Raw genomic sequence first — 12,784 nt, 5'->3', positions numbered from 1 at the left:
CCCGGGTGATTAATCCGCATCGTTGTCACTGTCCAGCAGCTGGTATTTGCGCAGCATGCCGCGGAACTGGTGATAGCTCAGGGCCAGCAGTTGGGCGGCTTTGCGCTGATTATACTGGGATTGCTGCAGCGCTTGCTTGAGTAAATTAATCTCATAGCCCGCCACCGCCTGTTTGAGATCCAGCGGCAGGGCGGGGGAGTCCGGTGCCACCGTCGGCGTCTGTTCCAGCGGGAGGGGGGGCGTGACCGCCGCCTGGGCCCGGGGGCGCCAGGGGGAATCGAACGGGTTGAGCACCAGCTCGGCCAGCGGCAACTGGGGGTTGCCCTGGCGGTAGATGCTGCGCTCCACCACGTTTTTCAGCTCCCGCACGTTGCCGGGCCAGGGGTAATCCAGCAGCAACTGGGTCGCCTTGCGCGAGAAACTGGCAAACAGCGGATAGCCGAGCTCCCGGGTCATGCCGTGGGCGAAGTGCTCCGCCAGCATCAGAATATCTTCGCGCCGCTCCCGCAGGGGGGGCAGGGTGATGACGTCGAAGGCGAGCCGATCCAGCAGGTCGTGGCGAAACTGTCCCTTGTCGGCCAGCGCCGGCAGATCCTCGTTGGTGGCGCACACCAGTCGCACATCCACCTTGAGGGCCTTGGCGCCGCCCACCCGCTCGAACTCGCCGTACTCGATGACCCGCAGCAGTTTTTCCTGCACCCGTGCGCTGGTGGTGGCCAGCTCGTCAAGGAAGAGGGTGCCGCCGTCGGCCCGCTCGAAGCGGCCCTGGTGGCGTTTGGCGGCGCCGGTGAAGGAGCCCGCCTCGTGACCGAACAGCTCGGTCTCCAGCAGACTCTCGCTCAAGGTGGCGCAGTTGACGGTGACAAAGCTTTGATCCCAGCGCGCCGAGAGATAATGTAGGCGGTGGGCGATGAGCTCCTTGCCGGTCCCCCGTTCGCCGATGATCAGCACGGGCTTGCGCAGCGGCGCCAGGCGGGAGGCCTGCTCAATGATCTCGAGAAATGCGTTGGATTCTCCCAACAGGCTTTCCGTGGCCGTGGTCATAGTCATCCCCGTGAATCGTTGAAAGCTGGTCAATCTTACCAAAAGTTGGTGATTCTAATCATTACTTGTGTGGTGCATCTTGAAACTCGACTTATCTGCCCCATATAAATCAACAAGTTAAATTCTGTTCCAGATTGGCACACAAGTTGCCATTGTCAATGGAGAAACAACGTATGCCAACCACAGGAGTACAATCATGAGTATTTTTTCCCGCCTGGCCGACATCATCAATTCCAACCTGACGGCCCTGCTCGACAAGGCAGAAGATCCCCAGAAAATGGTGCGCCTGATCATCCAGGAGATGGAAGACGAGCTGGTGAAGGAGCGCTCCAATCTGGCCCGCTTCCTCGCCAACCAGAAAGAGATCGGCCGCCAGGTCAGCCGCCATCAGGAGCGGGTTGCCGAGTGGCAGGGCAAGGCCGAGCTGGCCCTGAGCAAGGGACGGGAAGACTTGGCCCGCGCCGCCCTCATCGAGAAGAAAAAGCAGGCCGAGCTGGCCGACGGCCTCGAGCGCGAGCAGCAGGCGGTGGACAGCGGCATCGCCAAGCTGGGGGAGGAGATCCGTCAGCTGGAAGCCAAGCTGGAAGATGCCCGTGCTCGCCAGAAGGCGATGGCCATTCGCAGCGAAGCGGCCAGCAGCCGTCTCAACGTGCAGAGCCAGGTCGCCCGTGGCGACAGCCAGGCGGTGGTGAGCAAGTTCGAGCGAATGGAGCGTCGCATCGACGAGATGGAGGCCCGCGCCGATCTGGGACAGTCCGACAAGGCGCTGGCCCAGCAGTTTGCCGAACTGGAAGCCGACGATCAGATAAGCAAAGAGCTCGAGGCCATGCGCCAGAAGCTGGGCCAAGGCGATACCACGCCGAAACAGGGGGAGTAACAGATGGAAGATCTGCTGGGTGTATTGATGGTTCCCATGGTGGTCTTCATGGTGGTGGTGGCCCCCATCTGGCTGGTGCTGCACTACCGCGCCAAGGGACGCATTGGCGCCGGTCTTGCTGATGGCGAGCGTGAACAGCTGCAGGGGCTGCTGGTGCGTGCCGAGAAGATGCAAGAGCGGGTCGGTGCCCTGGAGTCGATTCTGGATGCGGAAGTCCCGGGTTGGAGGAACAAGGTATGAGCAGCATCAGTCGTGAAGGGCGCAACCTCTATCGTGATCCCCAGCGCGGCAAGATAGCCGGGGTCTGTGCCGGTCTGGCAGAGTACTTCGGGGTGGAGACCTGGATCGTGCGGCTGCTTGCCATCAGCGGCCTCATCTTCGCCGGCTTCATCACCTTTACCGCCTACGTGGCCGCCTGGTTTCTGCTCGACAAGAAGCCCGTCACCCTCTACGCCCAGGAGGATGCCGACTTTGCCGAGGTGCGGATGAAGGCGCGCAGCTGGCAGGCGGGTGTTACGCCTCATCAGGCCCTTGCCCGCATCGGCCAGGAGCTGGATGGGCTGGAGCCCAGATTGCAGCGCATCGAAAAGCTGGTGACCTCCAAGGAGTTCACTCTGCAGCGGGAGTTTCGCAACTTGTAACCCTGAGCGGCGCGATGGCCCCGCCGGCGCGGGCTGGCCTTTGATGGTGGGCACCGCGCCAGGGGGCCATGGCGCGAGGGTGGCAGCGGCCATCCCCCCTTCGCTCTGGATGGACGGGAGAACAGGACAAGCCTTGATACTCAATAAACTGGAACAGCAGTTCAATCGCCTGCAGCACAAGGCGAACGATGTGGTCAACCGGGTACGGGATCGCCACATCCGGCTGGCAGTCACCGGCCTCTCTCGCAGCGGCAAGACGGCCTTCATCACGGCGCTGGTCAACCAGCTGGAACACGCGGCTATCGACGGCCGCCTGCCCCTGTGGGATGCCCTGCGCCAGGGGCGCATCCTCGGTGCCCGCCGGGTGCCCCAGCAAAATGCCCACATTCCCACCTTTGCCTACGAACGCGGCCTCGACGCTCTGTTTGGCGATCCGCCGGCCTGGCCCGAGCCGACCCGCGGAGTGGCCGAGGTACGCCTCGAAATTCGCTATCGCACCCGCCATCCCCTGCGCAAGCACCTGGGGGAGATCTCCACCCTCTACGTGGATCTGGTGGACTATCCCGGGGAGTGGCTGCTCGACTTGCCGCTGCTGGAGATGAGCTACGAGCAGTGGAGCGAGCAGGTGCGCGAGCAGTTGCGTCGCCCCGAGCTGCAGGCCCTTGCCGCCGGCTGGCTGGCACCCGAATGGCAGGCGGATCAGGGCTTCGAGGAGCGGCCGGTGGCCCAGCTGGCCGAGCGCTACACCGACTATCTGCATGCCTGCAAACAAGAGTTGGGATTGCACCTGATCCAGCCCGGTCGCTTCGTGCTGCCGGGGGAGTATGCCGGCGCCCCCATGCTGCAGTTCGTGCCCTGGGTGTGGGCGATGCCTGTTGGCGAACCGGCCGAAGGCACCCTCTACGCCACCCTCAAGCAGCGCTTCGAGCAGTACAAGCAGCATCTGGTGCAGGGTTTTTATGAGCAGCATTTTGCCGGTTTCGATCGCCAGATCGTGCTGGTGGATTGCCTGCAGCCCCTCAACGCCGGTGCGGCCAGCTTTGGCGACATGCAGCAGGCCATTGCCCGCATCATGGAGAGCTTTGCCTACGGCAAGAGCAACTGGTGGCGGCGGCTCTTCTCGCCGCGCATCGACAAGCTGCTGTTCGTGGCGAGCAAGGCCGATCACGTCACCCCGGAGCAGCATGGCCCCATGGTCTCCCTGCTGCAGCATCTGGTACGTAGCGGCCGCGGCCAGGCCCGCTTTGAGGGGATTGCCACCGAGTGTCTGGCGCTGGCCGCCATCAAGGCGACCGAGGTGGGCAAGGGGGTGGCTGATGGCCGCGAGTTCCCCGCCATCCGTGGCACCAGTATTGCGGGTGAGCCGCTGCTGCTGTTTCCGGGCGAGGTGCCGTCCCATATTCCCCCCGCCCAGTGGTGGAACAATCAGGGCTTTGATTTTCAGGCATTTCGCCCGCTGCCCATGAGCCCCCATCAGGCGCTGCCCCATATCCGGCTCGATGCGGCGCTGGAGTTTCTGCTCGGGGATCACCTCGAATAACCGGTGTGCGGCACGAGCTTGTTGCCTGCGCCGTACCCGGGAGACTGTTTTCAGGAGAACAAGGCGATGAACGATCAGATAAAAGCGCGGCCACCGCTGCAGGGCAAGGTGATCCTGGAGCCCGCGTTGACGACAGCCGAGAAGGAGCGAGCGCCGGCGCCGGCCCAGCGGCTGGAGGAGGCGAGCTTCGAGCGCCTCGATGAGCTGGAAGATCTCACCGAGGTGGAGAGCGCCCTGGTCATCAAGCCGCGTCGCCGTCATCGGCTGCTGGCCTGGGGGCTGGGAGCGGTCGGTGTGCTCTCCTTGGGGCAATATGGCGCCTTCCTTTACGATCAATTTCTCACCACCCCGCTCTGGGGCGGCGCCTGGCTGGCGGCCTCGGCGCTGGTGGCGGCGGGCACCGCCGGCGTGGTGGGGCGCGAGTGGCTGCGGCTGCGCACCCTCAAGCGGCGCCAGGATGTGCGCTCGCGGGCCGAAGATCTGCTGGCCCATCAGGGGGTCGGCCAGGGCCAGGCGTTCTGCGAAGGGCTGGCCGAGCGTAGCGGTGACAAGGGGCGCGAAGGGTATCAGACCTGGCTGGCCCAGCTCGACGAGAGCCACAGCGATCGGGAGGTGTTGACCCTCTACAGCCAGCTGGTGCTCGGCGAGCGCGACAAGCTGGCCCAGGCGCGGGTGGCCAAATGGTCGGGAGAGGCCGCCGTGCTGGTGGCCTTGAGCCCGCTCGCCACCGTCGACATGATGCTGATGCTGTGGCGCAACCTGCGGATGATCGAGGACATCGCCGATGTCTACGCCATCGAGCTCGGCTACTGGAGCCGCATTCGCCTGATTCGTCAGGTGTTTCGCAACATGCTCTACGCCGGTGCCACCGAGCTGGTGACCGAGGTGGGGATGGATTTGCTGGGGGCCGAGCTCACCGCCAAGCTCTCCGCCCGCGCGGCGCAAGGGGTAGGGGCCGGGCTGCTCACCGCTCGCCTCGGCCTGCGCACCATAGAGGCGTGCCGTCCGCTGCCCTGGTGCGCGGACGAGAAACCCAGGCTCGGCGAGCTGCGCAAGCGGCTGATCGGCCAGCTGGCGGGCTACCTCAACAAGGGGTGAGCGGCCGGCCAGGGCTCGATTGTGGTTGTCACAAATTATTTACAATTGTCCGCCGCAGCCGACCCTTGGGTCGGCTGCTTTTTTGGGGGGCAAACCGTTACAGTGATCCCATCGCGCAATGGCGCCTGACCGCCCGGATGGCGGGTCGCAACCCAGAGGATGGAGTCACCCATGGCAAGTCTCTACACCGCCCACCAGCCGGATGAAGCGGGCACGATCCACTACTCGGACGAGGAGCACGGCACCTGGCAGATCCTGATCGCGCGCCAGCTGGCGGCGCTCGAGGGCAAGGCCTGTGACGAGTACCAGGCCGGGCTGGCGCGGCTCGATCTGCCCCGGGAGCGGATCCCCCAGCTGGCCCAGATCAACGCCGTGCTGCAACCGGCCACCGGCTGGTCGGTGGCGGCGGTGCCGGCGCTCATCTCCTTTGACCGCTTCTTTGCCCTGCTGGCCAACCGCCAGTTTCCGGTGGCCACCTTCATTCGCCGTCGGGACGAGCTCGATTATCTGCAGGAGCCCGACATCTTCCACGAGATCTTTGGCCACTGCGCCATGCTGACCAACCCCGCCTTCGCCCACTTCACCCATGTCTACGGTCAGCTTGGCCTGCGGGCCGGCAAGGAGGAGCGGGTCTTTCTGGCACGGCTCTACTGGTTCACGGTGGAGTTTGGCCTGCTGGCCACGGCGGAGGGGCTGCGCATCTATGGCGGCGGCATTCTCTCCTCCATCGGCGAGACCGCTTATGCCCTTGGCGGCCAACCCGTGCTGCAGCCCTTTGATCCCATCGAGGTGCTGCGCACCCCGTATCGCATCGACATCATGCAGCCCACCTATTTCGTGCTGCCCGAACTTGGCGAGCTCTATCGTCTGGCGGAGCAGGACATCATGGCCATGGTGGCCGAGGCGCGCCGTCTGGGGCTGCGTCCCCCCCGCTTTGCACCGGCTGGCGGCAAGCAGGCGAGCTGAGCCGCCCGCCGGTGTTTGATTACCCCCTTTTCATCGATATACAAGGAGAGTCCCATGTCCGAACTGGCCAGCCAGCAGTGTGAAGCGTGCCGCGCCGATGCCCCCAAGGTGAGCGAGCAGGAGCTGAGCGAACTGATGCGCCTCATCCCCGACTGGCAGCCGCTGGTGGTGAAAGGTGAGCTGCAGCTGCGGCGCGAATTCACCTTTCGCAACTTCAAGGAGGCGCTCGCCTTCACCAACCGGCTGGGTGAACTGGCTGAGGCGGAGTTTCATCATCCGGCAATCCTGACCGAATGGGGGAAGGTGACCGTCAGCTGGTGGACCCACAAGATTGGTGGCTTGCACCGCAATGACTTCATCATGGCGGCACGCACCGACCAGCTGCTCAAATAAACGTCTGTAGATGGCGCGGGCCTGCCCGGTGAAAACGGGGCGGGCCCGCATTTTTATGGGCTGGCGCTCGCACTGGCGGGATCGAGTCTGTATTATCCGGTCATTCATAGAGTTAGCTAGGAAGTGTGTCCCGAATGCGTCTTGAAGTCAGCTGTGAAGACCGCCTGGGCCTGACCCGGGAACTGCTCGACCGTCTGGTGGAGCACAACATCGATCTGCGCGGCATCGAAATCGATACCTCAGGCATCATCTATCTCAACTTTCCCGAGCTGGAGTTTCGTGATTTCCAGCACCTGATGCCGGAGATCCGCCGCATTCCCGGGGTCTATGACGTCAAGACCATCCCCTACATGCCCTCCGAGCGCGAACACCACGAGATCGAGGCGCTGCTCAAGGCGCTGCCGGATCTGGTCTTCTCCCTCGATGCCAAGGGCAAGGTGACCCAGGCCAACCAGTCCGCCCTCACCACCCTGGCCCTGCCGGTGGAGGAGGTGCGCGGCGCGGCGCTCGGCTCCCTGGTCAAGGGCTTCTCCTTCAGCCGCTGGCTGGAAGCGAGCGAGATCCGGCCGCAGACCTGCAAGCTCAGCATCAATGGCGAAGAGTATCTGGCGGATCTGATGCCGCTGTTCGTGGCAGAAGAGAAGGGCAGACAGGCCCTGGCCGGCGCCGTGGTGGTGCTCAAATCCGCCCGCCGGGTCGGCATGCACTTCAGTGCGCTGCACGCGGTGGAAGTGGGGGGCTTTGAACACCTGCAGGCCGAGAGCCAGAAGATGAAACAGGTGCTGGCTCAGGCGAGCAAGCTGGCGATGCAGGATGCGCCGCTGCTCATCGTCGGCGAGACCGGCACCGGCAAGGAGCTGCTGGCCCGCGCCTGCCACGGTGCCAGCCTGCGCTCCAGCCACCCCTTCATGGCGCTCAATTGCGCCGCCATGCCGGACAACGTGGCCGAGAGCGAGCTGTTCGGTTACGCCCCCGGCGCCTTTGGCAACAACACCGAGGGCAAGCGCGGGGTGCTGGAGCTGGCGAGCGGCGGTACCCTGATGCTGGACGAGATTGGCGACATGTCCCCCCATCTGCAGACCAAGTTCCTGCGGGTGCTGCAGGATGGCGTGTTCCGCCGGGTCGGTGACGAGCAGGAGGTGAAGGTCAACGTGCGCTTCATCTGCACCACCCAGAAGCAGCTGCTGGATCTGGTGCACGAGGGCAAGTTCCGGGAAGACCTCTACTATCGCCTCAACGTGCTGAGTCTGGCGCTGCCGCCGCTGCGCGAGCGCAAGGCGGACATCATGGCGCTGGCCCAGCAGTTCGTCTCCCGCTTTGCCAGCGAACTGCAGCGCCCGCGCCCGCGCTTTACCCGCAACATGGCCGAGTACCTGACCGCCTACCGCTGGCCGGGCAACGTGCGCCAGCTGCGCAACTGCCTCTACCGCGCCATGACCTTGCTGGAAGGGGACGAGATCGGCCCTGAGCACGTGGATCTGCCGGTGGCGGCCGACGCCATGCCGCTTATCGACGAGTGGTTCGAAGGGGGGCTCGACGAGGCGGTGAAACGCTTCGAGAGCCGGCTGCTGGAGCGGCTCTACCCGGCATTTCCCTCCACTCGCCAGCTGGCCAAACGGCTGGGCGTGTCGCACACCGCCATCGCCAACAAGTTGCGGGAATACGGGATCAACAAGAAGTAACCCCATGAATGCACTTTATTGCAGGGCTCACGCACGGGTGGGCCCTCGTCATTATTGTGATGCTGGACCGGTTAGCCCCTTGCTCTGTCGGCTGCGCCTTGTCATGCTGCTGACAAGTTCAATACTATTTCCATCCGGCTCACCCCTCGCGGGCAACCGCCCTTCATGGGTGCTGATGTGGGCTTAAGCGCAGGCACGATGCACTCTTTTTCACTGATCCGGATCCTGGCGTGGTTGGCGCCGCTGGTTTGCACGCTGGCCCTCTCCACCGAGCCGCCCCCCCTGACCTCGGCCGAGCTGCGAGCCGAGCAGGTGCGCCAGACCGTGCTCGACATTCTCAGCTACACCCGCTGGCCGACCGAACCGAGCGAACTGCGCCTGTGCGTGGCGGCGCCGACGGAGTACGCCACCGCGCTCTTCTCCATCAAGCAGCAGGCCAACGGCCGGCCGGTCACAGTCCATCGCTACGACGTCGATGACAAGGCGATCGGCCCCCAGTGTGACGTGCTCTATCTGGGGGTGTTGTCCCCCGAGCGACGGCTGCCGCTGTTCGAGCGGCTGCGCGGTTATCCCATTCTTAGCATCAGCGAACACAGCACCGAGTGCGTGGCGGACTCCGTCTTCTGTCTGCAGATCGGCAAGGAGCGGATCCGTTTTCGGGTCAATCTGGATGCCCTGGCCAGGAGCGGGGTGCGGGTGCATCCCGCCGTGCTCAAGCTGGCCAAGGCCGATGAGGGGGGCTCATGATCGGCTTGTTCCGCCCTCCCAACCAGCGCCTCACCTTGCGACAGAGTCTGGGACGCACCCACCTGGTGACGTCCCTGACGGCGGTCTGCATGGCCGGTGTGTTGCTGACCGGCATCGCCCTGCTGGCGCTGCGGCTCTATGCGGATCACAACCTGGAACTGGTGGCGCGGGCCATCAGCTACACCAGCGAAGCGGCCGTGGTGTTCCACGACGAAGAGGCGGCCCGCGAGGCGCTGCAGGCCATCACCACCCACGAGGATGTGGCGCGGGCCAGCATCTATCTGCCGAGCGGCCAGCTGCTGGCCAGCTGGAGCCGGGCCATGAGCACCCCCTGGTCCGGTCTTGAGCAGTACCTGGCGCGGCTCATCCTGCCGGGGCCGGTGGATCAGCCCATGCTGCGGGGCGGGGTGGAGATCGCCCGTATTCACCTGGTGGGGCACGGTCAATACCTGCTGCTGTTCCTGTTGCAGACCCTGCTGGCCATGCTGCTCTGCCTGGTGCTCAGCACCCTGGGGGCGCTCTACGTGGCGCGCCGGATGCAAAACTCCCTCACGGTTCCGCTCAAGGATCTGGCCCAGGTGGCCCACAGCGTCAGCCGCCAGCGGATCCTCGCCATGCGGGTGCCCGAGGCCAACATCGCCGAGCTGCACGCGCTCGGCCAGGATTTCAACTCCCTGCTCGACGAACTGGAAGCCTGGCAGGCTCACCAGCGGCGGGAGAATGCCAGCCTGCTGCACCAGGCCACCCATGACGCCTTGACCGGCTTGCCCAATCGTGCTCTGTTTGAGGCTCGTCTGGATCAGGCGGTGACCACCGGCCGGCTGCATGATGAGCGCTTTGCACTGCTCTACCTCGATTGTGATCGCTTCAAGCAGATTAACGACACCCTGGGCCATGCCGCCGGGGATGACGTGCTGATCGCCCTGGCCAGACGGGTACAACATCAGCTGCGGCCGATGGATCTGGTATGCCGTCTGGGGGGCGACGAGTTTGCCATCCTGCTGACCCCCTTGTCCCAGGTGGGCGAGGCGGAAGATGTGGTAACCCGCATCCAGCAGGCCATGGCAGACCCCGTGGTACTGGGGGATGGCAGCCAGCTGCTGGCTGCCGTCAGCATCGGGATCGCGCTGTATCCGGATCAGGGGCTGACTGCCGCCGATCTGCTGCAGCAGGCGGACCATGCCATGTACCAAGCCAAACGGCTGCGTCGGGAGCTTGCACTCCATGACCAGCTGGAATTCGATGTCTCTGCTGAGGAAAAATAACAATGAAGATCCATGTCCTGATGAAAACCGGCTTGATCGGCCTGCTGTTGAGCGTGCTGGCGGGGTGCCAAAGCGCCCCCCACGGCCTGACCGCAGCGCAGATCGCCGTACTCAAGGAGCAAGGCTTTCGCCTGACCGACGAGGGTTGGACTCTGGACTTCTCCAACCGTGTGCTGTTTGCCAACAACGCCGGTGTCCTGACCCCCAAGACCCGTGTGGTGGTGGAAAAACTGGGCAAGACCCTGCAGGAGGTTGGCTTGAACCGGGCGCGGATCGATGGTCATACCGACTCCAACGGGGCGGCGGACTATAACGATCAGCTCTCGTACAAGCGGGCGCAGTCGGTGGCCGACGTGCTGGTCTCGGTGGGTATGCCGCAGGCCAACCTGGACATCCGGGGCCGTGGTGAACGCGATCCGATCGCCGACAACAAGACGGCTGCCGGTCGAGCCGAGAACCGCCGCGTGGCGATTGTCATCAGCAATGAATGACATGGTTGTGTAGATAAAAAAAGAGCGCCTGATGGCGCTCTTTTTTGTGGCTCGCAGTTATTCCTGCTTGAGCTTTTCGCGGTCGTGGTGACTGCGCAGGCGGATGTTGATCATCTCCACTGTCAGCGAGAAGGCCATGGCGAAGTAGATGTAGCCCTTCGGAATGTGCAAGTCCATCCCCTCGGCCATCAGTGCGAAACCGACCAGGGTGAGGAAGGAGAGGGCCAGCATCTTGATGGTGGGGTGGTTGTCGACGAAATCGCCGATGGCCTTGGCGGCGAACATCATGATGAAGACGGCGATCATGATGGCCAGCACCATGACCGGCACGTGATCCGCCATGCCCACGGCGGTGATGACCGAATCCAGGCTGAAGACGATGTCGAGAATGGCGATCTGGATCAGAGTGCTGATGAAGCCGGACGCGGCGGCGCTCACGCTCTCAGGCTCGGCGGCCCCCTCCAGGGTGGCGTGGATCTCGTGGGCACTCTTGCCGATGAGGAACAGACCCCCCAGCAGCAGGATGAGATCGCGGCCCGAGATGGCCTCGCCCAGCACGGTGAACAGTGGCTCGGTGAGACGCATCACCCAGGCCAGGGAGAGCAGCAGCAGGATGCGGGTGCCCATGGCGAGACCCAGCCCCAGGATCCGCGCCTTCTGGCGCTGTGCCTCCGGCAGACGACCGACCAGGATGGAGATAAAGATGATGTTGTCGATGCCCAGTACGATCTCGAGCAGGGTCAGGGTGGCGAGCGCGACCCAGGCGGAGGGGTCTGCAATCCATTCCAGCATGATTGAACCTTGGTTGAACTTTGATTGAGGGTTGAAGCCGCGCATTCTAACAGGGGGTTATGGCTTGTCCCAGTGGCAGGAAAAGATAAAAATGGCGGCCATCCAACGGGAGGGACATATGTTTCGTTTAGGACTCATCATCAATCCGGTCGCCGGCATCGGCGGCGCGGTCGGTCTCAAGGGCAGTGACGGCATGGTGGCCGAGGCGCTGGCCCGTGGCGCCGTCCCCAAGGCCTGCGAGCGGACCCGGCAGGCGCTGCTGCCGCTGTGTGAACTGGCGGACCGCTTCGAGCTGCTGACGGTAGCGGGCGAGATGGGGGCCGAGCTTGCCAGCGAGCTCGGCCTGCCTTGCCGCATTGTCCATCAGCCCGCGGCGGAAGCGACTACGGCGGCCGATACCCGTATCGCCGCCGAACGGATGCGCGAGGCGGGCGTCGATCTGCTGCTGTTTGCCGGCGGTGACGGCACCGCGCGGGACATCTGCGCGGCGGTGGGGGAGGCGTGCCACGTGCTCGGCATTCCGGCCGGCTGCAAGATCCACTCCGGGGTCTATGGGGTGACCCCCGCCGCCAGCGGCCGTGTGGCGGCCCGGATGATCGCCGGCGAGCTGCTGAGTCTGGTGGATGCCGAGGTGATGGACATCGACGAGGAGGCGTTTCGCGCCGGCAAGGTGCGCGCCCGCCACTACGGCCAGCTGCAGGTGCCCGGCGATCTGCGCTATGTGCAGGCGGTTAAGCAGGGGGGGCGCGAGTCTGAAGCGCTGGTGCTGGCAGACATCGCCGCCGGCGTGGTCGAGCAGATGGAGCCCGATACCCTCTATCTGATGGGCTCCGGCAGCACGGTGGCGGCCTGCATGACGGAGCTCGGCCTCGAAAATACCCTGCTCGGTGTGGATCTGGTGGAAAATGGCCGGCTTATCGGGCAGGATCTGTCCGCCGCCGAGATCCTGACCCGGATCCGTGGCCGTCACTGCCGGCTGATCATTACCCTGATCGGCGGTCAGGGACATCTGTTTGGGCGCGGAAATCAGCAACTGAGTCCAGAGGTGTTGCGGGCCGTCGGGCGGGACCAGATCCAGGTCCTGGCCACCAAAGCCAAGCTGGCGGCCCTTGCGGGCAGGCCCTTGCTGGTGGATACCGATGACCCGGCGCTGAACCGGTCGTTAAGTGGTTATCTGCGGATCACCACGGGATACAAGGATCAGGTCATCTACCCGGTGGCCAACCCGGAATAGGACATCAAGGATGC

At 64.3% G+C, this 12,784-nt stretch carries 14 protein-coding genes; 12 read left to right on the top strand and 2 right to left on the bottom strand.

The genetic code is table 11. The features are described 5' to 3' along the window. Positions 1–9: 9 nt before the first annotated feature. The gene (gene pspF, locus ACB032_RS15120; protein ID WP_371138256.1) at positions 10–1,044 is read right to left on the bottom strand and encodes a phage shock protein operon transcriptional activator; all 1,035 of its coding nucleotides are present in this window, start codon (positions 1,042–1,044) and stop codon (positions 10–12) included. Between the two features lie 196 nt (positions 1,045–1,240). Between pspF and pspA the strand changes: the two genes are divergently transcribed. From pspA to ACB032_RS15065, 11 genes are all read left to right on the top strand, one after another. Further along, on the top strand, positions 1,241–1,921 hold the full coding sequence (gene pspA / locus ACB032_RS15115; protein WP_011705754.1) for a phage shock protein PspA: 681 nt from the start codon (positions 1,241–1,243) through the stop codon (positions 1,919–1,921). 3 nt (positions 1,922–1,924) lie between these two features. Further along, positions 1,925–2,161, top strand: a complete 237-nt coding sequence (gene pspB / locus ACB032_RS15110; RefSeq protein ID WP_005300084.1) for an envelope stress response membrane protein PspB — start codon at positions 1,925–1,927, stop codon at positions 2,159–2,161. Beyond that, entirely contained in the window at positions 2,158–2,562 is a 405-nt protein-coding gene (pspC, locus tag ACB032_RS15105) for an envelope stress response membrane protein PspC (RefSeq protein ID WP_029301161.1), read from the top strand. Before pspB ends, pspC begins: the two co-directional genes overlap by 4 nt. 133 nt (positions 2,563–2,695) lie before the next feature. Next, positions 2,696–4,102, top strand: coding sequence for a YcjX family protein (locus tag ACB032_RS15100; protein ID WP_371138234.1), 1,407 nt, complete (start codon positions 2,696–2,698; stop codon positions 4,100–4,102). A gap of 66 nt (positions 4,103–4,168) precedes the next feature. Continuing rightward, positions 4,169–5,200, top strand: a complete 1,032-nt coding sequence (locus tag ACB032_RS15095; protein ID WP_371138233.1) for a YcjF family protein — start codon at positions 4,169–4,171, stop codon at positions 5,198–5,200. Between the two features lie 171 nt (positions 5,201–5,371). After that, the gene (gene phhA, locus ACB032_RS15090) at positions 5,372–6,166 is read left to right on the top strand and encodes a phenylalanine 4-monooxygenase (RefSeq protein ID WP_371138232.1); all 795 of its coding nucleotides are present in this window, start codon (positions 5,372–5,374) and stop codon (positions 6,164–6,166) included. A gap of 54 nt (positions 6,167–6,220) precedes the next feature. Then, the gene (locus ACB032_RS15085) at positions 6,221–6,559 is read left to right on the top strand and encodes a 4a-hydroxytetrahydrobiopterin dehydratase (RefSeq protein ID WP_029303242.1); all 339 of its coding nucleotides are present in this window, start codon (positions 6,221–6,223) and stop codon (positions 6,557–6,559) included. 134 nt (positions 6,560–6,693) lie between these two features. Further along, positions 6,694–8,241: a transcriptional regulator TyrR gene (gene tyrR, locus ACB032_RS15080; protein WP_016350472.1), complete on the top strand. Its 1,548-nt coding sequence runs from the start codon at positions 6,694–6,696 to the stop codon at positions 8,239–8,241. A gap of 165 nt (positions 8,242–8,406) precedes the next feature. Continuing rightward, positions 8,407–8,988, top strand: coding sequence for a YfiR family protein (locus ACB032_RS15075; protein WP_060389642.1), 582 nt, complete (start codon positions 8,407–8,409; stop codon positions 8,986–8,988). Further along, entirely contained in the window at positions 8,985–10,253 is a 1,269-nt protein-coding gene (locus ACB032_RS15070; protein WP_016350474.1) for a diguanylate cyclase domain-containing protein, read from the top strand. The genes ACB032_RS15075 and ACB032_RS15070 overlap by 4 nt, the downstream gene beginning before the upstream one ends. Positions 10,254–10,255: 2 nt before the next feature. Next, entirely contained in the window at positions 10,256–10,744 is a 489-nt protein-coding gene (locus ACB032_RS15065) for an OmpA family protein (protein ID WP_024944029.1), read from the top strand. Positions 10,745–10,801: 57 nt separating this feature from the next. Here the strand turns inward: ACB032_RS15065 and ACB032_RS15060 are convergent, their stop codons facing one another. Then, positions 10,802–11,536: a TerC family protein gene (locus ACB032_RS15060; protein ID WP_016350476.1), complete on the bottom strand. Its 735-nt coding sequence runs from the start codon at positions 11,534–11,536 to the stop codon at positions 10,802–10,804. Positions 11,537–11,654: 118 nt separating this feature from the next. Between ACB032_RS15060 and ACB032_RS15055 the strand changes: the two genes are divergently transcribed. Next, positions 11,655–12,770, top strand: a complete 1,116-nt coding sequence (locus ACB032_RS15055; RefSeq protein ID WP_371138231.1) for an ATP-NAD kinase family protein — start codon at positions 11,655–11,657, stop codon at positions 12,768–12,770. Positions 12,771–12,784: the final 14 nt, after the last annotated feature.

This window comes from Aeromonas sp. S5(2024), from assembly GCF_041403025.1.
Classification (GTDB): domain Bacteria; phylum Pseudomonadota; class Gammaproteobacteria; order Enterobacterales; family Aeromonadaceae; genus Aeromonas; species Aeromonas hydrophila.
The sequence above is the reverse complement of the archived record's forward strand: the minus strand, read 5'-3'. Positions and strand labels throughout refer to the sequence as shown.